The 26,180-nt window shown below is 63.6% G+C and carries 25 protein-coding genes; 16 read left to right on the top strand and 9 right to left on the bottom strand.

The genetic code is table 11. The features are described from left to right. Positions 1–117: 117 nt before the first annotated feature. Complete coding sequence (locus M2427_RS28925; RefSeq protein WP_280710281.1) at positions 118–792, top strand: Crp/Fnr family transcriptional regulator; 675 nt, start codon at positions 118–120, stop codon at positions 790–792. Here the strand turns inward: M2427_RS28925 and M2427_RS28920 are convergent. Together M2427_RS28920 and M2427_RS28915 are read right to left on the bottom strand one after the other, a co-directional pair. Continuing rightward, a complete protein-coding gene (locus M2427_RS28920) occupies positions 789–2,051 on the bottom strand; it encodes an MFS transporter (protein WP_280710280.1) in 1,263 nt (420 codons plus the stop codon). The genes M2427_RS28925 and M2427_RS28920 overlap by 4 nt on opposite strands. 123 nt (positions 2,052–2,174) lie before the next feature. Beyond that, positions 2,175–3,017: a uroporphyrinogen-III synthase gene (locus M2427_RS28915; protein WP_280710279.1), complete on the bottom strand. Its 843-nt coding sequence runs from the start codon at positions 3,015–3,017 to the stop codon at positions 2,175–2,177. A 157-nt stretch (positions 3,018–3,174) separates the two neighbouring features. On the opposite strand from M2427_RS28915, the gene purU reads away from it, so the two are divergent. Next, on the top strand, positions 3,175–4,038 hold the full coding sequence (gene purU, locus M2427_RS28910) for a formyltetrahydrofolate deformylase (RefSeq protein WP_128958365.1): 864 nt from the start codon (positions 3,175–3,177) through the stop codon (positions 4,036–4,038). Between the two features lie 45 nt (positions 4,039–4,083). Here purU and M2427_RS28905 read toward each other — a convergent pair whose 3' ends face one another. Beyond that, positions 4,084–4,368 carry a hypothetical protein gene (locus M2427_RS28905; RefSeq protein ID WP_280710278.1) on the bottom strand — a complete coding sequence of 95 codons (285 nt, stop codon included), beginning with the start codon at positions 4,366–4,368 and terminating at the stop codon, positions 4,084–4,086. 530 nt (positions 4,369–4,898) lie between these two features. On the opposite strand from M2427_RS28905, the gene M2427_RS28900 reads away from it, so the two are divergent. The 6 genes from M2427_RS28900 to M2427_RS28875 all read left to right on the top strand — a co-directional run bounded on the left by M2427_RS28900 (position 4,899) and on the right by M2427_RS28875 (position 10,751). Next, positions 4,899–6,083 (top strand): ABC transporter substrate-binding protein, encoded by a 1,185-nt coding sequence (locus M2427_RS28900; protein ID WP_280710277.1) that lies wholly within the window; start codon positions 4,899–4,901, stop codon positions 6,081–6,083. 159 nt (positions 6,084–6,242) lie between these two features. Then, positions 6,243–7,112, top strand: a complete 870-nt coding sequence (locus M2427_RS28895) for a branched-chain amino acid ABC transporter permease (RefSeq protein ID WP_280710276.1) — start codon at positions 6,243–6,245, stop codon at positions 7,110–7,112. Between the two features lie 8 nt (positions 7,113–7,120). Continuing rightward, a complete protein-coding gene (locus M2427_RS28890) occupies positions 7,121–8,149 on the top strand; it encodes a branched-chain amino acid ABC transporter permease (protein ID WP_280710275.1) in 1,029 nt (342 codons plus the stop codon). Beyond that, positions 8,146–8,901, top strand: a complete 756-nt coding sequence (locus M2427_RS28885; protein ID WP_280710274.1) for an ABC transporter ATP-binding protein — start codon at positions 8,146–8,148, stop codon at positions 8,899–8,901. The genes M2427_RS28890 and M2427_RS28885 overlap by 4 nt, the downstream gene beginning before the upstream one ends. After that, complete coding sequence (locus M2427_RS28880) at positions 8,894–9,610, top strand: ABC transporter ATP-binding protein (protein ID WP_280710273.1); 717 nt, start codon at positions 8,894–8,896, stop codon at positions 9,608–9,610. The genes M2427_RS28885 and M2427_RS28880 overlap by 8 nt, the downstream gene beginning before the upstream one ends. A 22-nt stretch (positions 9,611–9,632) precedes the next feature. Further along, a complete protein-coding gene (locus M2427_RS28875) occupies positions 9,633–10,751 on the top strand; it encodes a cobalamin-independent methionine synthase II family protein (RefSeq protein ID WP_280710272.1) in 1,119 nt (372 codons plus the stop codon). Between the two features lie 96 nt (positions 10,752–10,847). Here M2427_RS28875 and M2427_RS28870 read toward each other — a convergent pair whose 3' ends face one another. The 3 genes from M2427_RS28870 to M2427_RS28860 all read right to left on the bottom strand — a co-directional run bounded on the left by M2427_RS28870 (position 10,848) and on the right by M2427_RS28860 (position 14,370). Further along, positions 10,848–11,573, bottom strand: coding sequence for a site-2 protease family protein (locus tag M2427_RS28870; protein WP_280710271.1), 726 nt, complete (start codon positions 11,571–11,573; stop codon positions 10,848–10,850). Beyond that, entirely contained in the window at positions 11,570–12,499 is a 930-nt protein-coding gene (locus tag M2427_RS28865; RefSeq protein ID WP_280710270.1) for a DUF2167 domain-containing protein, read from the bottom strand. The genes M2427_RS28870 and M2427_RS28865 overlap by 4 nt, the downstream gene beginning before the upstream one ends. 152 nt (positions 12,500–12,651) lie before the next feature. Further along, complete coding sequence (locus M2427_RS28860; protein WP_280710269.1) at positions 12,652–14,370, bottom strand: caspase family protein; 1,719 nt, start codon at positions 14,368–14,370, stop codon at positions 12,652–12,654. Positions 14,371–14,536: 166 nt separating this feature from the next. Between M2427_RS28860 and M2427_RS28855 the strand changes: the two genes are divergently transcribed. The 4 genes from M2427_RS28855 to M2427_RS28840 all read left to right on the top strand — a co-directional run bounded on the left by M2427_RS28855 (position 14,537) and on the right by M2427_RS28840 (position 20,321). Further along, complete coding sequence (locus M2427_RS28855) at positions 14,537–15,892, top strand: hypothetical protein (RefSeq protein ID WP_280710268.1); 1,356 nt, start codon at positions 14,537–14,539, stop codon at positions 15,890–15,892. A gap of 61 nt (positions 15,893–15,953) precedes the next feature. Further along, on the top strand, positions 15,954–17,150 hold the full coding sequence (gene metK / locus M2427_RS28850) for a methionine adenosyltransferase (protein ID WP_280710267.1): 1,197 nt from the start codon (positions 15,954–15,956) through the stop codon (positions 17,148–17,150). A gap of 117 nt (positions 17,151–17,267) precedes the next feature. Beyond that, a complete protein-coding gene (gene ahcY, locus M2427_RS28845; RefSeq protein ID WP_280710266.1) occupies positions 17,268–18,689 on the top strand; it encodes an adenosylhomocysteinase in 1,422 nt (473 codons plus the stop codon). Positions 18,690–18,860: 171 nt separating this feature from the next. Further along, a complete protein-coding gene (locus tag M2427_RS28840) occupies positions 18,861–20,321 on the top strand; it encodes an NAD(P)/FAD-dependent oxidoreductase (protein WP_280710265.1) in 1,461 nt (486 codons plus the stop codon). A gap of 14 nt (positions 20,322–20,335) precedes the next feature. Here the strand turns inward: M2427_RS28840 and M2427_RS28835 are convergent, their stop codons facing one another. Both M2427_RS28835 and M2427_RS28830 read right to left on the bottom strand, forming a co-directional pair. Continuing rightward, positions 20,336–21,565 carry a YbfB/YjiJ family MFS transporter gene (locus M2427_RS28835; RefSeq protein WP_280710264.1) on the bottom strand — a complete coding sequence of 410 codons (1,230 nt, stop codon included), beginning with the start codon at positions 21,563–21,565 and terminating at the stop codon, positions 20,336–20,338. A 37-nt stretch (positions 21,566–21,602) separates the two neighbouring features. Further along, complete coding sequence (locus tag M2427_RS28830; protein WP_280710263.1) at positions 21,603–22,313, bottom strand: SDR family oxidoreductase; 711 nt, start codon at positions 22,311–22,313, stop codon at positions 21,603–21,605. A 203-nt stretch (positions 22,314–22,516) separates the two neighbouring features. Here M2427_RS28830 and M2427_RS28825 point away from each other — a divergent pair, with 203 nt between their 5' ends. The 4 genes from M2427_RS28825 to M2427_RS28810 all read left to right on the top strand — a co-directional run bounded on the left by M2427_RS28825 (position 22,517) and on the right by M2427_RS28810 (position 25,407). After that, on the top strand, positions 22,517–23,440 hold the full coding sequence (locus M2427_RS28825; RefSeq protein ID WP_280710262.1) for a LysR family transcriptional regulator: 924 nt from the start codon (positions 22,517–22,519) through the stop codon (positions 23,438–23,440). 152 nt (positions 23,441–23,592) lie between these two features. After that, complete coding sequence (locus M2427_RS28820) at positions 23,593–23,748, top strand: hypothetical protein (protein WP_173896977.1); 156 nt, start codon at positions 23,593–23,595, stop codon at positions 23,746–23,748. A 145-nt stretch (positions 23,749–23,893) separates the two neighbouring features. After that, complete coding sequence (locus M2427_RS28815; RefSeq protein ID WP_280710261.1) at positions 23,894–24,823, top strand: aspartyl/asparaginyl beta-hydroxylase domain-containing protein; 930 nt, start codon at positions 23,894–23,896, stop codon at positions 24,821–24,823. A gap of 125 nt (positions 24,824–24,948) precedes the next feature. Beyond that, on the top strand, positions 24,949–25,407 hold the full coding sequence (locus M2427_RS28810) for a nuclear transport factor 2 family protein (protein ID WP_280710260.1): 459 nt from the start codon (positions 24,949–24,951) through the stop codon (positions 25,405–25,407). A 66-nt stretch (positions 25,408–25,473) separates the two neighbouring features. Here the strand turns inward: M2427_RS28810 and M2427_RS28805 are convergent, their stop codons facing one another. Continuing rightward, positions 25,474–26,175: a fumarylacetoacetate hydrolase family protein gene (locus M2427_RS28805; RefSeq protein WP_280710259.1), complete on the bottom strand. Its 702-nt coding sequence runs from the start codon at positions 26,173–26,175 to the stop codon at positions 25,474–25,476. Positions 26,176–26,180 lie beyond the last annotated feature (5 nt).

Genomic DNA, 26,180 nt, shown 5'->3' with positions numbered 1-26,180 from the left:
GACAAAGTTTTTCGGGCGGCCGCGGTCTCCGTCTTTCGTCGGATGGTGGCCGGAATGATCATGTTGCGATGCAACAGAAGGATGGAGTGACGAAACGGTGCGGCCGGCCTCGCGATCATGATTTCAGAGGATCAACTGAAGCGCGTCGCCGCCTGGTCGCGCGAGCTTACGCCAGCGGAGATCGAGGTCGCCCGCGCCGGGATCACCGAGCGGTCCTACGGCACGGGCGAGAGCGTGTTCATGCGCGGTGATAAGTTTGACTATTGGGCCGGCATGGTCAGCGGTCTTGCTCGCATGGGCGGGGTTTCGCGCGACGGCAAGGAGACCAGCCTTGCCGGGCTGACCGCAGGCGCCTGGTTCGGTGAAGGCAGCGTGCTCAAGAACGAGCTGCGTCGCTACGACGTGGTCGCGCTGCGCGACAGCCGCGTCGCGCTGATGGAACGCGCCGCCTTCATGTGGCTGTTCGAGAACAGCGTCGGCTTCAACCGCTTCCTGGTGCGCCAGCTCAACGAGCGGCTCGGCCAGTTCATCGGCATGCTCGAGGTCAACCGCACGCTGGACGCCACCGCGCGCCTTGCCCGCAGCATCGCCTCGCTGTTCAACCCGATCCTCTATCCGGAATCGACCGCGCATCTGGAGATCACCCAGGAGGAGATTGGTGCGCTCTCGGGCATGTCGCGCCAGAACGCCAACCGCGCGCTGAACCGGCTGGAGAAGGAGGGACTGCTGCGTCTGGAATATGGCGGCGTCACGATTCTCAATGTCGAGCGGCTGCGCGGATACGGGGACTAGCGCGCATTGGCGGCGGCGTGCACCGGCCAGAGGTCGGCGCGCCAGCGGATCGCGATTGCCAGCATCGCGATGAACCCCGCCGCGGCATAGAGCGAGCCCGTCGCCGAATAGCCGATGACGTCGATCAGGCTGCCGGCCGCGAGCAAGCCGGGCGGCAAGCCGTAGATGACCATCATGCGCACACCCATGACGCGGCCGCGCAGATGCGCGCTCGCCGTCTTCATCAGGATCACGGCCGCCGAGATCATCGACATGCTCTGGGCGATGCCGGCGAGAACGAGGCAGGCCATGGCCACAGGCATGGTCCTGATCTCGACGAACACCAGCAGCACGGCGTACCAGGCCAGCGTCGCGCAGATCAGGAGACGGGCAATGCGCAGTCCGCCGACCAGGCTGAGCGTGAGGGAGCCGATCAGCGAGCCGACGGCGAAGCTTGCCGAGAGATAGCCAAGGCCGGTCTGATCGGTGTGAAAGATGTCGCGGGCGATGTAGGGCAGCAATCCGCTGGTGAACGGAAATGCGGTGAGATTGGCCAGAAAGGCGACAGACAGAGCTGCGCCCATTGCCGGGCCATTCCAGGCGTAGACCATCCCTTCCCTCAGCTCGTCCAGCAATCTCGAAACAGCGCGGCTGTTCGCCGGTAGATCAGTTGTGGCAACGAACCTCTTCGGCCGGGTCAGGCAGAACATGAGAATCGCAGCCAGCAGATAGAGGCAGGCGACCGCCGCATAAACCAGTCCAATGCCGAGCACGGCAAACAGCCCAGCTCCCGTCAGCGCTCCGGCAATACGGGCGCTGTCCTGGGTCGTGCGTGACAGGCTGATCGCGCCGACCAGCAGTTCGGCTGGCATGACGCCGGCGAGCAATGCGCTGCGAAGGCCGAGATCGGAGGAGCGGATCAGGCCCATGATCGTCACGATGATCATGACCTTGAGCGGCCCGAGATGGCCCGTCAGCGCCAGGACCATAATGGTCGAGGCGAGCACCGTATAGGTGAGGCGCAATACGACCAGGAGATCACGATGACCCATGCGGTCGCCGATCATGCCGAGTACCGGAGCGACGAGTGTCCCGACATACTGAAGCGACCCCAGCACGGTCAGCAGCAGCACCGAGCCGGTCTCGACCAGGATGTACCAGCCGAGCACCAGCGTCTCGATTTCGAACGCCCAGGAGGTGAGCAGATCGGACGGCCACTGGAAACGATAGTTGCGGATGCGGAATGGTGCGAGCGCCGAACGCCGTGTGGTTGCGCTCACAACGCGATGACGCGTGTCACAGCGATTCCCTGCCTTTGTGGTTTCTTCTTGCTGCGTGGCAAACTAGCGCTGACGATCTGCGTGTCAATCGCAGCCGCTGCGCACCGCCCCTGCGCTCTGCTCTTATCTCGCAGCCTCTCCCGGCTTTCGTTCTGCGAGTGCTGCGGCCATCGCCGAGATCAGCGGACGCATGAAATAGGCTTCATCGGCAGGGGAGATGTCGGTGCGGAGGCCGTGCGCGGCGAGCTCGCCGGACACTGCCGGTCCAACCGATGCGATCAGTGTCCGCTCGAATCCCGCGCGCAGCTTCGCCTCGCTGCCATGTGCCTTGGCCGCCTCGACCAGCCGGCGGACCTGGCCGAGATTCGTGAGCGCGATCGAATCGATTCGTCCCTCCGCCATGTCGTCGATGGCGGCGACGATGTTGGCGTCCGCAGCCTTGGAGTCATAGGCATAAGGCAGCACCGTATCGACCTCGGCGCCTTGCGCCGACAGCGCGCCGGTCAGCGCGCTGTGGTCCTTGTCGGGATAAAGCTGGAGGCCGAGGCGATGCCCCTTCAAATCGAGCCTGCCCAGCATCTCGATCACGCCCTCGGTGGTTGGCTTCTCCGTGGTCTGCTGCGCCTCGAGCGAGATTTCGCGGAGCGCCTTGCCGGGCTTCGGGCCGCGGGTGAATTTTCGCGATTTGGCCAGTGCCGCGACGAAAGCCTGGTCGAGCCCACGCGTACGCGCGAGCTTCATGATCCGTCGCAGGCCTTCGCCGGTCATCAGCACGAGGTCGTCGAACGGCTTGTCGATGGCGCGGCGGATCCAGGCCTCAACCGGGGTGGGGTCCGGCGCATCCTGGATGGTGAACATCGGGCACTGCACGACCTCGGCGCCTTGCTCGGCCAGGAGCTTTGAGAACTGAGCCTCCTCGCGGGTCTCCAGGATCAGGATGCGGGTGCCGTTCAATCGGTCGGCCATGGGCGTACTCCCAGTCAAAATCGCAATCGTCCGTTCATCCTGACTCCCTCGCCGGGATTGGCGCAAGGGTCGCCTCGGTGCTAGAGCAGGACGCAAATCGCGGATCGTTCCGCACGGCCTGCCCAAACCTTCACCAAGAGCCATCTCTTCAACAGTCATGCCCGATCATCAATACGTTCTGACCCTGTCCTGTCCGGATCGTCCCGGCATCGTCTCGGCCGTGTCGACATTCCTGGCTAATTCCGGACAGAACATTCTCGACGCCCAGCAGTTCGACGATGTCGAGACCAAGAAGTTCTTCATGCGCGTCGTGTTCACCGCGGCCGACCTCGCCGTGGAACTGGCCGCGCTCCAGACCGGCTTTGCCGCGATCGCCGAGCGCTTCGGCATGGAATGGCAGATGCGTGACCGTGCCGCGCATCGCAAGGTGATGCTGCTGGTGTCGAAGTCCGACCATTGCCTGGTCGATATCCTCTACCGCTGGCGCACCGGTGAATTGCCGATGACGCTCGCCGCGATCGTCTCCAACCATCCGCGCGAGGTCTATGCCGGGCTCGATTTCGGCGAGATCCCGTTCCACTATCTGCCCGTGACCAAGGAAACCAAACGCGAGCAGGAGGCGCAGATCCTCGATCTCGTCGCCAGGACTGGGACCGATCTCGTGGTGCTGGCCCGCTACATGCAGATCCTGTCGGATGACCTGTCGGCCAAGCTGTCCGGCCGCTGCATCAACATCCATCACTCGTTCCTGCCGGGTTTCAAGGGTGCAAAGCCCTATCACCAGGCCCATGAGCGCGGCGTGAAGCTGATCGGCGCCACCGCCCATTACGTCACGCGCGATCTCGACGAAGGTCCGATCATCGACCAGGACGTCGAGCGAATCAGCCATCGCGATACGCCGGAAGATCTTGTCCGCAAGGGCCGCGACATCGAGCGTCGCGTGCTGGCACGCGCGATCCGCTATCACCTCGACGATCGCGTCATCCTCAACGGCCGCAAGACCGTGGTGTTCGTGGATTGATGTCTTTTCACCTCGCCCCGCTTGCGGGGCGAGGGAGGCACTGCCTCAGCGCACCGCATCGCCCGAGGTCACCCCGGTCGCGCCCTTCTGCGCCTGCTCTTCCTTTTCGCGATCGGCCGCCGGCATCAGTCGCTTGCGCTCGCGTTCCTTCATGTAGGCATCGTATTGCGGCGTGCCCTGACGGGGCGGCGCGTCCGCCGGCAGGCCGCCGGCCCATTGCGGGACGTAGTCGCCCATGCCGGCCGAGAGCTTCTCGTTGACTGTGCCGCATCCAGCCAGCCCCGCGGTGAGCGCGAGCAGGGACACGATGGAACGGAAACGTCTGGGCATCTTCGGGTGACTGCAATCGGGACGAGGGATCGGACGCCGGACGAGCGGCGCCATCGGAACGGTAGCCTTCAACTAGGTAATATTGGCTTATTCGAGATAGGTATAAAAATACCTTACCTAGGTGGCTTGGCTGCCGTCGATGTCTGAATTCTGCAAATGAAAGACGAAATCCTCCATCCAAGCCGGTGGACGCGTTTCTAGACTGCGGCTCACACGCGGGACAATCTGGCCTCCACGGCGACGGGGGCTTTTTCGTTGACAGGTCCATTTTATTTGTACAATCGTACAAATGGACGCGGCAAGATCGAGTTGTTCGGGTTACCCGCACGTTACCACGATATAGCTTCCCGCCGTCGGACATCGGAACGCGTGGCTTGCGCCGAATGGTCGCCAAACGTCCGATTGACAATGAGGGCGCGAAAGACGCCATGTGACGCGCGATATCGCTCGTGCGTGAGCTAGGGTGAAGGCAAGGACCGGGTACTCGGTCCGGCTTACAAGAGTTAAGGAATGAAGGGGAGGGACATCTGATGTTCGAACGCAAACAGTTTTCTCGGGCGGCTGCAATTGCCGCCATCGCAGGCATTGCGGCGGCAGCGCCGGCGAAGGCGGAGGATACCGTCAAGGTCGGCCTGATCCTGCCGATGACCGGCGGCCAGGCCTCGACCGGCAAGCAGATCGAGAACGCGATCAAGCTGTACATGAAGCAGAACGGCGACACGGTCGCCGGCAAGAAGGTCGAGATCATCGTCAAGGACGACGCCGCGATCCCGGACAAGACCAAGACCGCCGCGCAGGAGTTGATCGTCAACGACAAGGTCAACTTCATTGCCGGCTTCGGCGTGACGCCGGCGGCACTGGCGGCGGCGCCACTCGCAACGCAAGCCAAGATTCCGGAAATCGTGATGGCCGCGGGTACCTCGATCATCACCGAGCGCTCGCCCTATATCGTGCGCACGAGCTTCACGCTTGCGCAGTCCTCCACCATCATCGGCGACTGGGCAGCGCAGAACGGCATCAAGAAGGTGGCGACGCTGACGTCCGACTACGCGCCAGGCAACGATGCGCTGAACTTCTTCAAGCAGAATTTCACCGCGGGTGGCGGCGAGGTGGTTGAGGAGGTCAAGGTGCCTCTGCAAAATCCCGACTTCGCTCCATTTCTGCAGCGTATGAAGGATGCCAAGCCCGACGCGATCTTCGTATTCGTGCCGGCGGGCCAGGGCGGCAACTTCATGAAGCAATATGCCGAGCGCGGCCTCGACAAGGCCGGCATCAAGGTGATCGGGCCGGGCGACGTCACCGACGACGATCTCCTCAACAACATGGGCGATGCCGTGATCGGCACGGTGACCGCGCATCTCTATTCCGCCGCCCATCCCTCGCAGATGAACAAGGACTTCGTCGCAGCGTACAAGAAGGACTTCAACAGCCGTCCAGGCTTCATGGCGGTCAGCGGCTACGACGGAATCCACCTTATCTACGAGGCGCTGAAGAAGACCAATGGCGATACCGACGGCACCAAGCTGGTCGAAGCCATGAAGGGGATGAAGTGGGAAAGCCCGCGCGGTCCGATCTCGATCGATCCGGAGACCCGCGACATCATCCAGAATATCTACATTCGCAGGGTCGCAAGGTCGAAGACGGACGGCGAACTCTACAATATCGAGTTCCAGGTCTTCGAGGCCGTCAAGGATCTCGGCAAGACGAAGAAGTGACGCGCGAAAGCGCGTCATCCCGGGTGCGCTTAGCGCATCGGGATCTCGCCCACCGCTCTCGTCATGCCCGGGCTTGACCCGGGCATCCACGTGAGAGCCGAACAAGGACGTGGATGGCCGGGACAAGCCCGGCCATGACGATAACTCCAAGCTGAGACGATGACCTCAATCCTCACCAACCTGTTCGATGGCGTTGCCTACGGCATGCTGCTGTTCGTGCTGGCCTGCGGGCTTGCGGTCACGCTCGGCCTGATGAACTTCGTCAATCTCGCCCATGGCGCCTTCGCCATGGCCGGCGGCTATGTCTGCATGCTGCTGGTGAACCAGCACGGCTGGCCGTTCTTTGCGGCATTGCCGCTCGCTTTCGTCTCGTCCGCGGTGATCGGCATCGTGCTCGAGCGCACGCTCTATCGTCACCTCTATGCGCGCAGCCATCTCGACCAGGTGCTGTTCACCATCGGTCTGACGTTCATGTCGGTCGCGGCCGTGGACTACATCCAGGGCTCGTCGCGCGTCTTCATCAATCTGCCGGCCGCGTTGCAGGGCCAGTTCGACCTGTTCGGCGTCGGCATCGGCCGCTACCGGCTGATGATCATCGTGATCTGCGGCCTGCTCACGATTGGTCTGCAGATGGTGCTGGCCAGGACGCGTTTCGGCAGCCGCCTGCGCGCCGCGGTCGACGATCCCCGCGCCGCAAGCGGCCTCGGCATCAACGTGCCGCAGGTGTTCGCCTTCACCTTTGCATTTGGATGCGGGCTTGCTGGCCTCGGAGGTGCTTTGAGCGCCGAAATCCTCGGCCTCGATCCGTACTTCCCGCTGAAGTTCATGATCTACTTCCTGATCGTGGTCACGGTCGGCGGCTCCTCCTCGATCACCGGACCATTTTTGGCTTCGCTTCTGCTCGGCATCGGCGACGTCGCCGGCAAATACTATGTGCCGAAGATGGGACCCTTCGTGATCTACACCATGATGATCGTGATCCTGATCTGGCGCCCGAACGGCCTGTTCGGCCGCACGGCCGCGCGTTGAGTTTGCCGATGAGCGCTTCTTCCGACGTCGGTTTCCACGCCCAGCGGCAGGCGCACTGGCATTATGGCGAGGCCGCCTTCTGGCTCGTCGTGCTCGCCTGCGGCTTCCTGTTTCCCACGCGCTATCTGATCATGACCGACATCCTGCGGCTGGCGCTGTTTGCGATGTCGCTCGATCTCATCCTCGGCTATGCCGGTATCGTCTCGCTCGGCCACGCCGCCTTCTTCGGCGTCGGCGCCTACGCCGCCGGATTGCTGGCGCTGCACGGCATCATCAACGAGCCGGTGCTGGCTCTGATCGCAGCGGGCCTCGCCGCGATGGTGCTGGGCTTTGCCACGAGCTTCCTGGTGATCCGCGGCGTCGACCTGACCCGGCTGATGGTGACGCTCGGCATCGCACTGCTGCTGGAGGCGCTCGCCGAGCGCTTCTCCAACATCACCGGCGGCACCGACGGCTTGCAGGGCATCGAGATGCAGCCGATCTTCGGCGAGATCCCGTTCGACATGTTCGGCAAGGCCGGCTTCTTCTATTCGCTGGCCGTGCTGTTCGTGCTGTTCCTGCTGGCTCGCCGCATCGTGCATTCGCCGTTCGGCCTGTCGCTGCGCGCGATCAAGAACAACCCGCTGCGTGCGGCCGCCATCGGCATCCCCGTCAATCGCCGCCTGATCGCGATCTACACGCTCGCGGCGTTCTATGCCGGCGTCGCGGGTGCGCTGTTCACCCAGACCACCGCGATCGCCTCGCTCGATGTGTTCGCCTTTGATCGTTCGGCCGATCTGATGCTGGTGCTCGTCATCGGCGGTACCGGCTATCTCTATGGCGGGCTGATCGGTGCCGTGATCTTCCGCTTGCTCCAGGAGGTGTTCTCCACCATCACCCCGCAATATTGGCAATTCTGGATCGGCCTCGTGCTGGTCGTGATCGTGCTGGTCGGCCGCCAGCGCCTGCACTATGGCGTGCTGTTCCTGCCCAATTTGCTGATCAAGCAGATTGCGGGACGCAAGGCGGTCGTAACCGTGCCGGAGAGCGACGCATGACCATCGCGCTCGAAACGCAAAATCTTGAGAAGACCTTTGGCGGTCTCCGCGTCACCCGCGACCTGTCGCTCAGAATCGAGCAGGGTGCCCGCCATGCGCTGATCGGCCCGAACGGCGCCGGCAAGACCACTGTCATCAACCAGCTCACCGGCGTGCTCAAGCCGAACTCGGGACGAATCCTGCTCGAAGGCCAGGACATCACCGATCTGCCGGTGCACAAGCGCGTGTTGCGCGGCCTCTCGCGCACCTTCCAGATCAACCAGCTCTATCCGGATCTGACCCCGCTCGAGACCATTGGCCTTGCGGTCTCCGAACGCCTCGGCCATGGCGGTGACTGGTGGCGGCGAATGGGCACCCGAAACGACGTCAACGGCGAGATCGCCGATCTCCTGACACGCTTCCATCTGCTCGATGCGATGAACGAACAGACCGTGACGCTGCCTTACGGCAAGCAACGCCTGCTCGAGATCGCGGTCGCGATCGCGGCCAAACCGCGGGTGCTGCTGCTCGACGAGCCCGCCGCCGGCGTGCCGGAAAGCGAGCGCCACGACATTCTCGCCGTCGTCGGCAGCCTGCCGCGCGACGTCACCGTGCTGCTGATCGAACACGACATGGATCTCGTCTTCTCCTTCGCCGACCGCATCTCGGTGCTGGTCTCCGGTGCGCTGCTCACGGAAGGCCCGCCCGACCAGGTCGCGCGCGATCCGCAAGTGAAAGCGGTCTATCTCGGCGAGGAGGCGGTCAATGTCTGACCTGCTCACGATCGACCAGCTTCGCGCCGGCTATGGCGAGGCGGTGGTGCTGCCGAAGATGACGCTGAACCTGGCCGAGGGCCAGGTGCTGGCGCTGCTCGGCCGCAACGGCACCGGCAAGACCACGCTGATCAACTCCATTGTCGGCGTCACCCGCCGCTTCTCCGGCACCGTCGGGCTAGCCGGCACCGACGTCACCGGCCTGCGGCCGGACCAGCGCGCCCGCGCCGGCATCGGCTGGGTGCCGCAGGAGCGCAACATCTTCCGCTCGCTGACGGTGGAAGAGAACATGACCGCGGTGGCGCAGCCCGGCCCCTGGACCGTCGAGAAAGTCTACGAGATGTTCCCGCGACTGAAGGAACGCCGCAGCAATTTCGGCAACCAGCTCTCCGGTGGCGAGCAGCAGATGCTGGCGATCGGCCGCGCGCTGACCCTCAATCCGAAGGTTCTGCTGCTGGACGAGCCGACCGAAGGCCTTGCCCCCATCATCGTCGAGGAGCTGCTCAAGGCGATCGGGACCATCACCCGGGCCGGCGGCATCTGCTCGATCATCGTCGAGCAGAATGCCCAAAAGATTCTGGGGCTCGCCGACCGTGTTGTGATATTGGAGCGCGGAACGATCGTCCACGACGCCCCGAGCGCCGCGCTCAAGGCCGACCCGTCGGTCCTGGAGCGCCACCTCGGCGTCGCAGGGGCGGCGGCCCACTAAGAAATAGATTGGGAGTTAAAAAATGCAGCGAACCAAAGCCCCTTTCCGTGCCGACGAGGTCGGCAGCCTCCTGCGCCCGGCCAAGATCAAGGAAGCCCGGGCGAAGCTCGAGAAGGGCGAGATCTCGGCCGATGATCTGCGCAAGATCGAGGACATGGAGATCGAGAAGGTCGTGCACAAGCAGGCCTCGGTCGGCCTGAAGCTCGCGACCGACGGCGAATTCCGCCGCTCCTGGTGGCATTTCGACTTCCTGGCCAAGCTTACGGGCTGCGAGCTGTTCCACCCCGACGCAGGCATCCAGTTCGCGGGCGTGCAGACCCGCCACGACGCGGTGCGGGTGATCGACAAGCTCGATTTCCCCGACAGCCACCCGATGCTGGACCACTTCCGCTTCCTGAAGAAGGTCGCCGACCAGGCCCACGTCACCGCCAAGATGACGATCCCTTCGCCAGCCGTGCTGCACTTCCGCGGTGGCCGCAAGGCGATCTCCAAGGACATCTATCCCGATCTCGATGCCTTCTACGAGGATCTCGGCAAGACCTACCGCAAGGCGGTGAAGGCGTTCTACGACGCCGGCTGCCGCTATCTTCAATTCGACGACACCGTATGGGCCTATCTCTGCTCGCCGGACGAATTGAAGAAGGCGCGCGAGCGCGGCGACAATCCGGAAGGGCTGCAGCAGATCTATGCCCGCATCATCAACTACGCGCTGGCCGAAAAGCCCGCCGACATGGTGCTGACGACGCATGTCTGCCGTGGCAATTTCCGCTCGACCTGGATTTCATCGGGCGGCTACGAGCCGGTGGCGGAGACCATGCTCGCCGGCACCAATTACGACGGCTACTTCCTGGAATACGATTCAGACCGCGCCGGTGGATTCGAGCCGCTGCGCTTCCTGCCCAGGGGCGACAAAATCGTCGTGGTCGGCGTCATCACCTCGAAGTTCGGCGAGCTCGAGAAGAAGGACGACATCAAGCGTCGTCTGGAGGAAGCCGCCAAGTTCGTGCCCTTGGAGCAACTCGCGCTGTCGCCGCAGTGCGGCTTTGCCTCGACGGAAGAGGGCAACATCCTTTCCGAGGAAGAGCAGTGGGCCAAGCTTGGCCTTGCGGTCGAGATCGCCAAGGAAGTGTGGGGCCAGTAAGCCCCATTTCGACTGCCAGCACGGGCAAGTTTCACGACGTACGCAGCGTCGTTCCGGTCTTCGCCGGGACGACGCCGAGTATCAGAGCACGGCTCGCTACTCCGCCCGCATCATCGGCCCCAGCATCTCGTGGACATCGTAGGTCATGACCGCGAGCAGGGCGGCGAGCGCGAGATACGAGCTGCCATATTCGAGCTTGGTCTGGAGCGGCACACCGTAATAGGCGATGTTTTCCGGCGCATGTGGATCATAGTGCCACGCGCTGATGAGCTGTGGAACGGCCAGGATCACGACGATCAGGAGCGTCGGGCTGGGCCGGTAGATCATCAGTGCGGCCAGGATCGGCGCGCCCAGGAACCAGATCCGCGGGCTGAGGACGGCAGTCACCCGGCCACCGTCGAGCGGGGAGAGCGGCAGCAGGTTGAACAGATTGAGGAACAGGCCGGCATAGGAAATCGCGAGCAGCAGGGCGCTGTCTTCCGCGCGTGCCCAGAGATAGACCGCGAGCGCTGCGCCCGTTCCGACCACTGGACCCGCGAGTGCGATATAGGCCTCGGTCTCGACGTCGACCGGCTTGTCCTTGAGCGCGATCCATGCACCGACGAACGGGATGAAGGCCGGCGCGCCGACGTCCAGGCCACGTTGGCGTGCGGCGACGTAGTGGCCCATTTCGTGTGCGAACAGCAGAGCAATGAAGCCTGCCGCATAGCGCCAACCCCATATCGACGCGTAGACCGCGAGCGACAGCAGCATGCTGCCGCCGCTGGTGGCGAGCTTTCCCCATTTCAGGCCGGAGAACAGCAGCAGGAAAAGAGTCTTCATGCGGGGCCGCCAGCGGAATCGTCTCGCGGCTTGCGGCGGAAGAATTTCACCACGCCCGTGCCGAAGACAGCGACAGCGACGAAGATCGCTTTGGCGAATTTGAGCACGAAGGCGAGCAGCAGAGCGAGCAGGCCCAGCTTCTTGGCGGCGACGCCACCGACCAGCGCCAGCAGCCCGTATTCGGCGATCCGGTCGGTCGAGGCGCTGAAGTCCTCATAGCGCTTGCCGGATTGGTAAGTGAGGTTGGCGAGCAGCTCATGGGCGGCGGACTTGTCGGTCGCGATCCTGGCCGAGTCCGACAGCAGGTTCAGGCTGAAATATCCATCGCGCCCCAAGGCATAGGTGTTGTAATTGACGTCCTTGCGGGCATCGTCCGGCGTGCCCTTGTCCTTGCCGAGCACCGACCATACCAGGCGATGAGATGTGGCATCGTAGTTCGGCGGCTCGATCCAGCCGATCACCTCCATCTCGGGAAATCCGCGGGCAGCGCGATCCTTGTTGGACTCGTCGACACCTTCCTTGAGATTCTTCAGGAGGTCGTCGGCGTTCCAGTCCTTGGCGGCGTCATCCTTGATGTAGCCTTCCTTGATATAGGTGATGACGACCAGCCACCGGTCATTCGGCCTGGTGCCGAGCACGAGGCCGACGAAACTCGCCTCGTGAATCGTGTTGCCAAGCGCACGCATCACCCGAATGCCTTCGGCCTTCGGCACGAAGAAGTCGCCAGCCGGCAGCTTCAGCGTGGCCTGGTCGATCAATGGAACGTCGGCGGGGCCGGCGGTGCCAGCATTGCTGGCGGCCTGCCAAGCCCCGGTCAGCTCTGCCTTGCGCGCGGCCTCGCTGGATGGGGCGCCTTGAGAGAAGCCGGGCAGTGACCCGAAGATGACAAAGAAGATAGCGCCGACTGCGGCGATGAATTTTTGCACCAGATTTCCCCAGCAACCTGTCCACCGATGATCGATGTTGGCGGCACTGTAGGATAACGATATTCGACAGAATAGAGCAGCCGCAGGTTGCGCTCGACTATCTGGTGGGCTGTTGCAATTTTAGCTCGTCTGCGCGTTCGGCCCGGATGCCCTCATTTCTCCGCCAGATACACTTCGCCCAGCAGCGACGAGTTCGACCAAGGCACCTGCTTGTTCTTGGTGGCCGAGACCACTTCGGCCCGCACGCGCGTCAGCATCTGCTGCACTTCCAGACCCGCCGTGCCGAGATGGCGGGAGAGCGCTGCAGAGAACGGCGAGTTGGCGCCTTCGCCATCGAGCGCGACCTGGCCCGGCGCGGTCGCGAATGCGATCAGCGTGCCGGCTCCCAGTGTCACTCCGGATGCACGGCTTGTTGGCGCTGCGAGGCCGGATGCGCTTTCGATGCCGCGATTGGTGCCCGCGGCCGCCACGTGCTCCGCCATGGGATTGTTGCGGCAGGCGTCGAAGATCAGGATGTTGGTGCGGACCTGGTCATCGAGGCCCGCCATGATCGTGTCCATGTCAATCATGGCCTCCGTCATGTTGGCGCCAGGCTTGAGCTCGACGTCGACGGGAATGAGATAGTTGCGGCCATCGACCTGCACGCCGTGACCGGCGTAATAGACCAGAGCGACCTGCGCCCGTGCGGCATCTCGCAAAAACTCCCGTGTCATCGTCTGCATCGCCGAGCGATCGAGATCGACGCCTTCCGACACGGTGAAGCCGATATCGCGCAAACTCTTCGCAACCGCACGGGCGTCGTTTGGCGGGTTGGGCAGCGCCTTCACATGGGCATAAGTGCCATTGCCGATGATCAGCGCCATGCGATTAACGCGAACAGCGGGTGCAGGCGAGGGTGCTGGCGATGCGCCCGTCTGCTGTGGCGCAGGAGCCGCTGCAGGTTGCGTCGTCGGTGAGGGCGCATCGCGCGGGATCGGCGCGGCTGCATCGCTCACCAGCGACAGCCGCACCTTTGCGGTTGCCTGGTTGGCCTTGCTGCCTGCATCTGAGGCCACGATCGCGAGCGTCGCTTTGTAATCGTCGCGCGCATGCGCGTAGTCGCCCTTGGCCTCATAGGCCAGCGCGCGATGGGTGTACGCCGAGATCAGCACGCTGTTCGGCGGCGTCATGACGTTGACCGGCGGCTTGTCCTTGGCGAGCTGGATCGCCTCGCTGCCATCGGCAATGGCACGATCGAGATCGCCTCTCGCGCGCCAGATCGCGGTGCGGTTGATCAGCGGCTGCGGCAGTGTCGGGTCGAGCCGGATCGCCTGGTTGATGTCGGCAAGCGCACCGTCGAGATCTCCTAGCGCTTCCTTCGCAATGCCGCGATTCTGGTACGAGAACGCCGATTTCGGATCTGCCTTGATCGACATGTCGTAGTCGGCGATCGCCTTGGCGTAGTCGCCCTTGCTGCGCCAGGCATTGCCGCGATTGTGGAAAATGATGCCGCTGGGCGGGCCGAGCTTCAGGGCGTCGTCGAAATCGGCGATGGCGATGTCGTCGTCGCCCCTGTCGTAATAGGCCGAGCCCCTGAGATTGTAGACCGCCTGGCTCGGCTGGAGCCGGACCGCCTCGGTGGTGTCGGCAATGACCTTGGCGTAGTCGCCCTTCTTGTTCCAGCCCACCGCGCGCCAGAAATAGACGGTCGCGAGCTGCTCGCCCTTGAACACCTTCAGCGCGATGATCTTGCTGCAGGCGTCGACCATCTGGTCCGCCGGCGTGGTCTCGGTGGTGCAGAGTGGCCCGAGCTGGCTGCGGGATTGGGCCGAGCAGGGCGCCGACCAAAACGCGGCGGCGAGCAGAGCGAGCGCGACGAGCGGGCGACGCATGGCGGCGGTTCCTTCAGGAGAAGTGACTTGTTTGTTGCCCGGCGGCACCTCGGGGTTCACGCCCGCGTCATCGGAGCTGGGGTAAAGCAGGGCGGCGGTATTCCCAGAGTGGGCAGAATTTGCTAGGAGACGGTTCCCAACTCTCTTGCCCACCGCAATCCCACCCATGAAAAACGACGAAATCCTGAGCCAAATCACCGAGTTCTGCCGCACGGCGGACATGGCGGAATCGACGTTTGGCCGGCGTGCGGTGAACGATGGGAAGCTCGTCCACCGGCTGCGCGAGGGCAAGCGCATCACCATCGATACGCTGGAGCGGATCCAGGCCTATATCGCGGCATCGACGACCGGCGGCTTGCCGCCACCGCGGGGGCTTCAGGTGCCCCCGGAAAAGCGCGATCCGCGCGGCAATTTCCGCTTCTTCGAGAACCGGCAGAAATATCTGCTGTTCGTCCACACCTGCAGCGAGAAGCGGGTCATTGCCGACCGGGTGGCGCTCGAACTCTCCACCATCCATCCGCGTCCGCCGGCGCTGCGCATTTTCGATGCCGGTGTGGGCGACGGCACGGTGCTGGCGCGGGTGCTGCGCGCGACCCACCAGCGCTACCCGCATATGCCGTTCTATGTGGCAGGCAAGGAGCTCAGTCTCGAGGATCTGCGGCTGACGCTGGAAAAGGTGCCGGACCGCATATTCGAGCATCCGGCCTCGGTTTTCGTCTTTACCAACATGTTCTATTCCGAGGCGCCCTGGCTGACGCCGGCATCGCCCACGGCGGCCGCGGCCACCGTGTGGCATGAGGTTCCGCTGCGCGGCGCCTCATCGGGCGAGTTCGAGCAGCAGATCGCCGAGCTGCGGCCGTTCCTGGAGCAGAACTGGCGCGCCGCGATCAGCCCGCGCACGGCCATGCCGCTGTACGAGCGGCCTGTGGTCCTGGTGCTCTACCGCGAGGACCACCGGTTCTTGCTCGATTCGACCATTCCGCGGCCGGGCCAGACCGAGGCCAATTTCGACCTCGTAATTGCATCCCAGCCATACCGGGCCCTGTCTTCGGTCAATTTCCGGGCCAAGCGGATTATTGCACCGCTGGCCAAGGCCTTGCGACCGGGCGGCCGCCTGATCGGAATCCACTCCCATGGTCATGATCCCGGCATGGAAATGATCCAGGCGATCTGGCCTGGAGAAAATCCTTTCTCGGTGAGCCGTCATGAGCTATTGCGCGCCGTTAAGTATGAGCTCGGATCGTTGGGCCGCGACTTAAATTTTAATGCTTATGCGGATAACCGTTCGATCTTCAGGTATGATATGGAAGCGCTGCCCAACGAGGTGACGGGCACTATCGGAACCTCGACGGCCTTTGCAGCGTGGAATGCGGCAGTGTATGTCGCCCAGATTGAGGACGACCGGTTGACAGATATGACTCAAAACGGCCGCACTCTGGATGCCGCCAGGGATGTGCTGCGGAAGTACAACGGGCTCTGGTTTCTCGACGAATCCTACGTCATCTCGCGCCGGCGTGATTGACTTAATCCAACTGTAAACATCGCAAACGTCCGCCGGTAGCGGTGGAACAAGGGGTTTCTTGATGCGCGCGTCCTATCTCTTCACCAGTGAATCCGTGTCCGAAGGCCATCCAGACAAGGTCTGCGACCGGATCTCCGACGAAATCGTCGACCTGTTCTATCGCGAAGGGCCGAAGGCCGGCATCGACCCGTGGCAGATCCGCGCCGCCTGCGAGACGCTGGCGACCACCAACAAGGTGGTGATCGCGGGCGAGACCCGCGGTCCCGCCTCCGTCACCAATGAGCAGATCGAGAGCGTGGTACGCGCCGCGATCAAGGACATCGGCTACGAGCAGGCAGGATTTCACTGGAAGACCGCCGATATCGAGATCCTGCTGCATCCGCAGTCGGCCGACATCGCCCAGGGTGTCGACGCCCTGCAGCCGGGCGAAGTCAAGGAAGAGGGGGCCGGCGACCAGGGCATCATGTTCGGTTACGCCACCAACGAAACGCCGGACCTGATGCCGGCGCCGATCTTCTACGCGCACAAGATTCTGCGCCTGATCTCGGAAGCCCGCCACTCCGGCAGGGAGAAGGTGCTGGGCCCCGACTCCAAGAGCCAGGTCACCGTGCAGTACGAGAACGGCAAGCCGGTCGGCGTGCGCGAGATCGTGGTGTCGCACCAGCATCTGATCGAGGACATCTCGTCGAAGCAGATCCGCGACATCGTCGAGCCCTATGTGCGCGAGGCGCTGCCGAAGGACTGGATCACGCCGAAGACCATCTGGCACATCAACCCCACCGGCAAGTTCTTCATCGGCGGTCCCGACGGCGACTCCGGTCTGACCGGCCGCAAGATCATCGTCGACACCTACGGTGGCGCGGCCCCGCACGGCGGCGGCGCGTTCTCCGGCAAGGATCCGACCAAGGTCGACCGTTCGGCGGCCTACGCTGCGCGTTACGTCGCCAAGAACATCGTCGCGGCCGGCCTTGCCGATCGCTGCACGCTGCAGCTCGCCTACGCCATCGGCGTCGCGCGTCCGTTGTCGATCTACATCGACACCCACGGCACCGGTAAAGTGTCGGAAGACCAGCTCGAGAAGGCCGCTGCCAAGGCGATGGACCTCACCCCGCGCGGCATCCGCACCCATCTCGATCTCAATCGCCCGATCTACGCGCGCACCTCGGCTTACGGCCATTTCGGCCGCACGCCCGACAACGAGGGCGGCTTCTCCTGGGAGAAGACCGACCTCGTCGAAGCGCTCAAGCGCGCGGTCTGATTTTCGTGCGTCATTCCGGGTTCGCATGAATCCGGAATTCTTCATCTTCACGCCGCTAGTCCGGGGCACCTTCTTCGAGGCGTCCCGGAATGCCCGCTCAACAACAGGACACTCGCAATGAACGCGAAGCCCGGCTTCACCGATTACATCGTCAAGGACATTTCGCTCGCTGATTTCGGCCGCAAGGAGCTCTCGCTCGCCGAGACCGAGATGCCCGGCCTGATGGCCACCCGCGAGGAGTATGGCCCGAAGCAGCCGCTGAAGGGCGCGCGCATCGCCGGCTCCCTGCACATGACGATCCAGACCGGCGTGCTGATCGAGACACTGGCAGCGCTCGGCGCCGACATCCGCTGGGTCTCCTGCAACATCTATTCGACCCAGGACCACGCCGCCGCGGCGATCGCCGCCGCCGGCATTCCGGTGTTCGCCGTCAAGGGCGAGACGCTGAAAGACTACTGGGACTACACCGCAAAACTGTTCGACTGGCACGGTGGCGGTCACCCGAACATGATCCTGGACGACGGCGGCGACGCCACCATGTACGTCCATCTCGGTCTGCGGGCCGAGAAGGGCGACACCGCTTTCCTGGACAAGCCGGCTTCGGAAGAAGAGGAAGTCTTCTTCGCGCTTCTGAAGAAGCAGCTCAAGGAAAAGCCCAAGGGTTACTTCGCCGCGATCGCCGAGAGCATCAAGGGCGTTTCCGAAGAAACCACCACGGGCGTGCATCGTCTCTATGACATGCAGAAGGCCGGCACGCTGCTGTGGCCGGCGATCAACGTCAACGACAGCGTCACGAAGTCGAAGTTCGACAACCTCTATGGCTGCCGCGAATCGCTGGTCGACGGCATCCGCCGCGGCACCGACGTGATGATGTCGGGCAAGGTCGCGATGGTCGCGGGCTTCGGCGACGTCGGCAAGGGCTCGGCCGCCTCACTGCGCCAGGCCGGCTGCCGCGTGATGGTGTCGGAAGTCGATCCGATCTGCGCGCTGCAGGCTTCGATGGAAGGCTATGAAGTCACGACCATGGAAGACGCCGCGCCCCGCGCCGACATCTTCGTGACCGCGACCGGCAACAAGGACATCATCACCATCGAGCACATGCGTGCGATGAAAGATCGCGCCATCGTCTGCAACATCGGTCACTTCGACAACGAGATTCAGATCGCGTCTCTGCGCAATCTGAAGTGGACCAACATCAAGCCCCAGGTCGACGAGATCGAGTTCCCCGACAAGCACCGCATCATCCTGCTGTCGGAAGGCCGCCTCGTGAACCTCGGCAACGCGATGGGCCATCCTTCGTTCGTGATGTCGGCGTCCTTCACCAACCAGACGCTGGCGCAGATCGAGCTGTTCGCCAACAACAAGGACGGCAAGTACAAGAAGGAAGTCTACGTGCTGCCGAAGACCCTCGACGAGAAGGTCGCGCGCCTGCACCTCGCCAAGATCGGCGTCAAGCTCACCGAGCTCCGCAAGGACCAGGCCGACTATATCGGCGTGAAGCAGGAAGGCCCGTACAAGTCGGACCACTACCGCTACTGAGTTCGATCTATTCAGAGCAGGCGAAGGCCCCGGAGCGATCCGGGGCCTTTTTGCTTTGTCCGTGTGGCGGGAGGCGGCGGCGCCGGTGCGAAAATTCGGTTCCCGGTTCGGTTGTTGCGGATTGACGGCTCGGGCTTGCGGTCGGACTATCCCGCCTCGGCGGAGGAAACCATGCAACAAGAACATTTCGACGTGCTGATCGTCGGTGCCGGTCTGTCGGGCATCGGTGCAGGCTATCATCTGCAGACCAAGTGCCCGGGCAAGAGCTACGTCATTCTGGAGGGACGTGACTGTATCGGTGGCACCTGGGACCTGTTTCGCTATCCCGGCATCCGCTCCGACAGCGACATGTTCACGCTCGGCTATTCCTTCAAGCCGTGGACCGATCCGAAGGCGATCGCCGACGGGCCGCAGATCCTGAATTATGTGCGCGAGACCGCGACCGAGAACGGCATCGAGAAGCACATCCGCTTCCGCCATCGCGTCAAGCGCGCGGCGTGGTCGACGCCTGAGGCGCGCTGGACTGTCGAGGTCGAGCACGCGGTGGGCGAGGGCGCGACCGAGACCGTGCGCTTCACCTGCAATTTCCTGTTCATGTGCGCGGGCTATTACAAATACGAGGCGGGCTACACGCCGGAGTTTGCCGGCGTTGCGGATTTCGCCGGTCGTATCGTCCATCCGCAGAAATGGACCGAGGATATTGACTACGCCGGAAAACGCGTCGTCGTGATCGGCTCGGGCGCGACCGCGGTAACGCTGGTGCCGGAGCTCGCCAAGACAGCGGCGCAGGTCACCATGCTGCAGCGCTCGCCGACCTATGTGGTGTCGCGCCCGGCGCAGGATCCCGTCGCCAACAAACTGCGTCGCAACCTGCCGGCGCGGCTGGCCTATCATCTGATCCGCTGGCGCAACGTGATGTGGGGGATGTTCTTCTTCCAGCTCAGCCGCCGGCGGCCGGACAAGGTGAAGAACCTGATCCTCGGTGGCGTGCGTATGGCGCTCGGGCCGGACTACGATATCGCGACCCATTTCACGCCGCGCTACAATCCCTGGGATCAGCGACTCTGCCTCGTGCCCGACGGCGATTTGTTCAAGGCGATCCGGGAAAAGCGCGCCGCCGTGGTCACCAACGAGATCGACACCTTTACCCACGATGGCATCCGCCTGAAGGATGGCAGCGAGCTGCCCGCCGATATCATCGTGACGGCGACGGGCCTCGTGCTCCAGGTCGTTGGCGGATTAGAGGTCAGCGTCGACGGCCGCGCCGTCGATTTTGCCAACACGCTCACCTACAAGGGCATGATGTATGCCGACGTGCCCAACATGGCCTCGGCGTTCGGCTACACCAACGCGTCGTGGACGCTGAAATGCGATCTCACCTGCGAATATGTCTGCCGGCTCCTCAACTACATGGATCGGCACAATTTCCGTCAGTGCATGCCGCACAATGATGATCCCGAGATCACCGCGCAGCCGTCGCTCGACTTCACTTCGGGCTACGTGCAGCGCTCGGTCGCGAAGATGCCGAAGCAGGGCTCGAAGCAGCCATGGCGGCTGTACCAGAACTATGCGCTCGATATCGTGTCGTTGCGCTTCGGGCGGATCGACGACGGCGTGATGCAGTATTCCTGATCACGCCGCCGCTTCTATGCTTTCCGCATGGTGAGCGCGAGGCCAAGGTCGATTGCGAGCGCCAGCGCGGCGGCGCCGCCGCCGAGCGCGAACAAGACCAGATAGTCGCCGCCCGTGTTCGCATAGATCCAGGAGAAGCCGTAAGCGGCGGCGGCCTGGAACAGCGCAAAGCTGGTGGTGGCATGGCTCCACGTCGCGCGCTGCTGCTCGCTCGCGTGCGGGACGAGCTCATGAATGCGTCCGAGCACGAGGGGCACGATGCCGGGCGTGAACCCTCCGATCACGACGCTCGATACGATCAGAGACGCCGGTGCAGTGCTGACCGTGGGAAGCAGCACAGCGGCCGCTTCGATCAGGAACGCCGCGCGCAAGCCCGGACCGAAGCCCGACCGGTCGCCGAGATGGCCGGTGACGAGTGGGCCTATGATCGCGCCGAGACCGTACAGCACCCAGTAGCGTGATCCGGCAGCAATGCCCTGGCCGAGCCCCCGCGCCACGAAGTCGACGATGAAGACCATGTGCGGCACCAGCGTGACTGCGTTGAGGCCGTATTGGATCAGCAGTGCAAAGGCGGACGTCGAGGTGTGGCGCTGCTTTGCATGATGCGTCGGCGCGGTGTCAGTCCTGGCGTCTGCAGGCCAGTTCCACCAGCTCGTGAGCGTCAGCACGGCTGACAGGACGCCGAGGCCGTACCAGCTTTGCTGCAGGCCTTGTTGCAGCAGCAGCGGCACCAGCGTGCCCGATGCGGCGACGCCAAGACCAACGCCCGCAAAGATCACGCCGCCGACAATGCCGCGCCGGGTGGGCGAGGTGTGCGGCAGAATGATGGAGGCCGCCAGCACCATGATGATTCCGCCGCTGAGGCCGGAGAGGAAGCGCCAGGCGAAGAACCAGGTGAAGGACACCGGCGCTGAGCTGGCAAAGAAGGAGAGCGTGGCCAGCAGCATCATCGCGCGCAACGCGCGGACTGCGCCGATGCGTGCCGCGACAACCCGTGCTGCGAGAGCGCCGGCGAGGTAGCCCGCAAGGTTCGCCGCGCCGAGATAGACGACGTCGGAGGCGCTGAACCATTTCGCCGCGATCAAAGCGGGGATCAGAGGCGTATAGGAAAAGCGGGCGAGGCCAAGTCCGACCAACGATGCGGACAGTCCCGCCATCGCATAGCGCCAGGTAGTTTGTGAATCCGATCCCGGCTGCTGACGCAGCCGGGTCTCCAGATGTTGCTTCGTATGTGCGTTGGTCATCATATCCTCCTGCGCGCAGGGGCGCGCGGATGCGTCCTTAGTGGCCGGCGATCTGGCCGCCGTCGACATGCAAGATCTCGCCGGTGACGAAGGATGCGCCCTCGAGATAGAGCACGGCATCGACGATGTCGGACATCTCGCCCATGTGACCCACCGGATGCATCGCGCCCAGCTGGGCGTGCGTCGAGACCGGGTGCATCGGCGATTTGATGATGCCGGGGGCGACCGCGTTCACGCGAATGCCGCGTTTGGCGTATTCGATTGCCAGCGACCTCGTCGCGGCGTTCAGCCCGCCCTTGCTCAGCGAGGCCAGCACCGAGGGCACGTTCGAATTGGCCTGATCAACGAGTGTGGTCGTGATCTGGACGACGTGGCCCGACCCCTGTTTCTCCATCTCGGCGATCGCGAGCTGGGTGATGTTGAAGAAGCCGGCGACATTGGTGCCCATCACCGCCGCGTAGTCTTCGGCGGTATATTGCGTGAACGGCTTTGCCAGGAAGATGCCGGCGTTGTTGACGAGTGTGTCGACACGGCCGAAGCGCGCGACCGTCTCTGCCACAACGCGCTCGGCAGTCTTCCGGTCGGCGATGTCGCCGGGAACGGCGAGGACGTCATCGTCACTCGACGGCTTGACCGAGCGTGCCGTTGCGACGACGCGATAATTGCGATCGCGAAAGCCCTGGACCAGGGCCGCGCCGATGCCCTGCGATGCACCGGTGATGATGGCAACCTTCTGTTCGATACCCATGGCGGGCTCCTGTTGTTGATCCGTGCCAGCACTGGCTGGCTCACGTGTTGAAGTACGCCGCGGTGGCCCGGCTGCGAATACGCGCTGTCCGGCAGACACTCTTTCGCGGCGCGTATGAATGCCGGCCCGGTGCGCCTGGCGGCAGTTGTCGCGGCAGGTGCAAATGCCTAATTTGCCAGTAGAATCTTGGGTGGCGGGAAGGCATGGATCGTCTGGATGCGATGAAGGTGTTCGTCCTTGCAGTGGACGAGGGCAGCCTCGCGGCCGCGGGCCGCAAGCTCGGCCGGTCACCGGCCGCGGTCAGCCGTGCGATCGCCTTCCTGGAGGAACGGGTTGGGGCCGAGCTGCTGCACCGGACGACCCGGTCGATCAAGCTGAGCGAGGAGGGCGAGCGCTATGTCGCGATCTGCCGCCGCGTGCTCACGGAGCTGGAGGAGGCCGACGACATCGCGACCGGGCCGCGCACCGCGCCGCGCGGCCTGCTCACGATCACAGCTCCTGTGGTGTCGGGCGAGATGGTGCTGCGGCCGATCCTCGATGCGTTCCTGGATGCCTATCCGACGGTGTCGGCAAAGCTGCTGCTGTTCGATCGTGCGGTCAATCTGATCGAAGAGGGCGTCGATGTCGCGCTTCGTATTGGTCCTCTCGCGGATTCGGCGATGGTGGCGACGCGGATCGGCGAGGTCCGACGCGTCGTCGTGGCGGCTCCGCGCTATCTGAAGCAACACCCGCGGATCACAGAGCCCGGCGATCTCGCCAAGCATCAGGTCGTGGCGATGGCCCATCTTCCCAATTCGTGGACTTTCAAGCCACCGGCCAACTCGTCAGCGCTCCGCACGGTGCAGTTCACCCCGCGCCTGACCGTCAGCAGCACCTACGCCGCCGTGGCCTCCGCCGTCGCGGGGCGCGGCGTGGCGCGGATGTACTCGTATCAGGTTGCCGAGCAGGTAGCGCGCGGCGAGCTCGAGATCGTTCTCGCCGACGACGAAGATCCCGAGATGCCGGTTCACCTGATCTGTCCGCAGGGCCGGCTCTCCGTGCCGAAGGTGCGCGCTTTCACCGACTTCGCAGTGCCGCGGCTCAAGAAGCAGTTCGCACTCCTCAAGAAGAGCCTCGGCGCAGGCTAGACATTGCGGCCGCGGAGCGATCGCCAATGCGTTGTTTTGCGTATACGGCCGCCGGGTTGAATCGGCGATGGTTCCAAACGGTTAACGCCGATTTAACGGATGAGTCCTAGCCTGTCTCGGCCGGGGTTACTCGCAAGGCCGAGGTGAGCCCAATGGAAGCCCAGAAGATCGCGGTCGACGCCGTCGTCGCGCTGACCGATTGCGACCGCGACGCGGTCATTGCCTTTATTCGCCGGCTCTATCTCGCTGGCGTGACCGACCCCAAGCGGCTGACTTTCAAGGGCCTGCAGGCGCTGTCGAGGACCTGATTCGGCTGGTTTCGGTCCGTTTCGGCCCAATCTCTATTTCCAACTATTTCCCCATCGTGAACGCAACCCGCCCGTGGATAGCTTGCCGGTTGGGCCGGGTCGCGTTAGATCACGTCCCCGGCCGGGTCACTCGGGATTTGGGGAAATGCTCAAACAGCTTTTTGCGCCGCAACTTGTCATTCTGTATGTGCTTGTGGCATCGACGATTTACGTTCACTTCCGCGGCAAGCAGCGGCTGCGCTTTGCGCGCCAGCTCGGCGATCACTCGACCTATCTCGCCCCTTACAATGTGCTGATGTATGCGGGCTCGGCCGTGCCGAACGAGCCCGTGATCTCGGTCGAGCAGTTTCCCGAGCTGAAACCGCTCAGCGAGAATTGGGAGACCATCCGCGATGAGGCCGTCCGCCTGTTCGACGAGGGTTTCATCCGCGCCGCGGCCAAGAACAACGACTGGGGCTTCTATTCGTTCTTCAGGAGCGGCTGGAAGCGCTTCTATCTGAAATGGTACGACGACTTTCTGCCGTCGGCGAACACGTTGTGTCCGAAGACGGTGGAGCTGCTCAAGTCGATCCCTTCAGTGCATGGCGCGATGTTCGCGATGCTGCCCCCGGGCGGCAAGTTAGGGGCGCACCGCGATCCCTTCGCCGGCTCGCTGCGCTATCACCTCGGGCTCGTCACGCCGAACTCGAACAAGTGCCGCATTCTCGTCGACGGCGTCGAATGCGTCTGGCGCGACGGCGAGGCCTTCATGTTCGACGAGACCTTCATCCACAGCGCCGAGAATGCGACCGACGTCAACCGCATCATCCTGTTCTGCGACGTCGAGCGGCCGATGAAGTACGGCTTCATGACCGCCATCAACCGCTGGGTCAGCCATCACATCGTCAAGGCATCGGCGACCCAGAACGTCGAGGGCGAGCATGTCGGCGTGCTCAACAAGGTGTTCGGCAAGCTCTACGAGGTCCATCTCGGCAGCCGCAAAGTCAAGGAGTGGAACCGGAACGTGTACTACACGCTGAAGTACTCGGTGACCGCTCTGATCCTCGGCCTCATCGTGTATTCGGCATTCACGTGATCGGCGCATAGCGTTGCCTGAATCAAAAGGCCCCGGAGCAATCTCCGGGGCTTTTTCTATGGATGCATGCGTCGGCCCGTGGCAACAAGGTTGCCGCGATTTGGCGACCAAACATGGAGCAGGCAATGGCCCCGTTGCCACTTGCGAACACCGAGACCGTGCAATTCTTCCGCGGATGGCTGGAAACCTTCGCTGGCTATGTCCGCGAGGTCGACTATGCCTCGGCGCAGCCGCTGTTTCACCCGGATGTGCTCGCGTTCGGTACGCATAATGACGTCATCCCTGGCCTCGACCAGTGGGTCACCACGCAGTGGGACAATGTCTGGCCGAAGACGACCGACTTCCGCTTCGTGCTCGATCAGACCTCGGTTCTGGCGTCTGCCGACGGCGCGATGGCGGCTGTGATCGCGCCGTGGACCAGCACAGGCTATCATCCCGATGGCAGCGCGTTTCCGCGGCCCGGCCGCGCGACGATGATCTTCTCGAGGAATGGTGATGGTTGGCTGTGCGTGCATTCGCACATGTCGCTCAACCGCGGTGTGCCGCAGGCAAGCCACGCCAACAGGCCGGTGAAGGCCTGGTAGAGCGATCGGAAATGAAAAAGCCCCGGACGATGTCCGGGGCCTTTTGATTCCGAAGTGTTGTGCAGCCTATTCCGGCTGGCCGATGCTCACCTTCAGCGTGCCGACGCCGTCGACGCCGCATTCGAGCTTGTCGCCGGGCTGGAGCTGCGACACGCCTGCCGGCGTGCCAGTCATGATGATGTCGCCGGCGGCGAGCTTCACCTGCTGGGAGAGCTGCCAGATCGTCTCCGGCACGTTCCAGATCATCTGCTCGAGATCGCCCGTCTGGGCTTCCTTGCCGTTCACCGTAAGCCAGATCTTGCCCTTGGAGGGATGGCCGATCTTCGAGGCCGGCTGCACCGCGGAAGCAGGGGCGGAGCCGTCGAAGGATTTGCCGATCTCCCACGGACGCTCCTTCTTGCGCGAGGCGATCTGGAGATCGCGGCGGGTGAGGTCGATGCCGACGGCATAGCCGTAGACGTGGTCGAGCGCCTTGTCGGCGGGGATGTTGAGGCCGCCGCTCTTCAGTGCGACGATCAGCTCGACCTCGTGATGCAGGTCCTTGGTCAGCGGCGGGTAGGGAATGGTGGCGCCATCGGGCACCAGCATGTCGGCGTGCTTGGCGAAGAAGAACGGCGGGGCTCGCTCGTCATTGCCCATCTCGCGGATGTGCTCGAGATAGTTGCGGCCAACGCACCAGATGCGGCGCACCGGAAAGCGGCCGGTCTCGCCGACGACGGGGAGCGAAGCCTGGGGCGGAAGCGGGATGACGTAGGAGGCGGCGTTCATGAAGT

The organism is Bradyrhizobium sp. BR13661, assembly GCF_029892425.1.
In the GTDB taxonomy this organism is placed as follows: Bacteria; Pseudomonadota; Alphaproteobacteria; order Rhizobiales; family Xanthobacteraceae; genus Bradyrhizobium.
This window is presented reverse-complemented; position numbering and strand designations above follow the sequence as displayed.

Coding starts and splice junctions, on each gene's coding strand:
- M2427_RS28870 (WP_280710271.1), bottom strand. CDS start 11,573: ATGAAGACTCTTTTCCTGCTGCTGTTCTCCGGCCTGAAATGGGGAAAG.
- M2427_RS28810 (WP_280710260.1), top strand. CDS start 24,949: ATGGCCCCGTTGCCACTTGCGAACACCGAGACCGTGCAATTCTTCCGC.
- M2427_RS28820 (WP_173896977.1), top strand. CDS start 23,593: ATGGAAGCCCAGAAGATCGCGGTCGACGCCGTCGTCGCGCTGACCGAT.
- M2427_RS28880 (WP_280710273.1), top strand. CDS start 8,894: ATGTCTGACCTGCTCACGATCGACCAGCTTCGCGCCGGCTATGGCGAG.
- M2427_RS28805 (WP_280710259.1), bottom strand. CDS start 26,175: ATGAACGCCGCCTCCTACGTCATCCCGCTTCCGCCCCAGGCTTCGCTC.
- M2427_RS28895 (WP_280710276.1), top strand. CDS start 6,243: ATGACCTCAATCCTCACCAACCTGTTCGATGGCGTTGCCTACGGCATG.
- M2427_RS28875 (WP_280710272.1), top strand. CDS start 9,633: ATGCAGCGAACCAAAGCCCCTTTCCGTGCCGACGAGGTCGGCAGCCTC.
- M2427_RS28915 (WP_280710279.1), bottom strand. CDS start 3,017: ATGGCCGACCGATTGAACGGCACCCGCATCCTGATCCTGGAGACCCGC.
- M2427_RS28825 (WP_280710262.1), top strand. CDS start 22,517: ATGGATCGTCTGGATGCGATGAAGGTGTTCGTCCTTGCAGTGGACGAG.
- M2427_RS28815 (WP_280710261.1), top strand. CDS start 23,894: ATGCTCAAACAGCTTTTTGCGCCGCAACTTGTCATTCTGTATGTGCTT.
- M2427_RS28855 (WP_280710268.1), top strand. CDS start 14,537: ATGAAAAACGACGAAATCCTGAGCCAAATCACCGAGTTCTGCCGCACG.
- M2427_RS28900 (WP_280710277.1), top strand. CDS start 4,899: ATGTTCGAACGCAAACAGTTTTCTCGGGCGGCTGCAATTGCCGCCATC.
- M2427_RS28840 (WP_280710265.1), top strand. CDS start 18,861: ATGCAACAAGAACATTTCGACGTGCTGATCGTCGGTGCCGGTCTGTCG.
- metK (WP_280710267.1), top strand. CDS start 15,954: ATGCGCGCGTCCTATCTCTTCACCAGTGAATCCGTGTCCGAAGGCCAT.
- M2427_RS28925 (WP_280710281.1), top strand. CDS start 118: ATGATTTCAGAGGATCAACTGAAGCGCGTCGCCGCCTGGTCGCGCGAG.
- M2427_RS28890 (WP_280710275.1), top strand. CDS start 7,121: ATGAGCGCTTCTTCCGACGTCGGTTTCCACGCCCAGCGGCAGGCGCAC.
- M2427_RS28885 (WP_280710274.1), top strand. CDS start 8,146: ATGACCATCGCGCTCGAAACGCAAAATCTTGAGAAGACCTTTGGCGGT.
- M2427_RS28830 (WP_280710263.1), bottom strand. CDS start 22,313: ATGGGTATCGAACAGAAGGTTGCCATCATCACCGGTGCATCGCAGGGC.
- M2427_RS28860 (WP_280710269.1), bottom strand. CDS start 14,370: ATGCGTCGCCCGCTCGTCGCGCTCGCTCTGCTCGCCGCCGCGTTTTGG.
- M2427_RS28905 (WP_280710278.1), bottom strand. CDS start 4,368: ATGCCCAGACGTTTCCGTTCCATCGTGTCCCTGCTCGCGCTCACCGCG.
- M2427_RS28835 (WP_280710264.1), bottom strand. CDS start 21,565: ATGACCAACGCACATACGAAGCAACATCTGGAGACCCGGCTGCGTCAG.
- ahcY (WP_280710266.1), top strand. CDS start 17,268: ATGAACGCGAAGCCCGGCTTCACCGATTACATCGTCAAGGACATTTCG.
- purU (WP_128958365.1), top strand. CDS start 3,175: ATGCCCGATCATCAATACGTTCTGACCCTGTCCTGTCCGGATCGTCCC.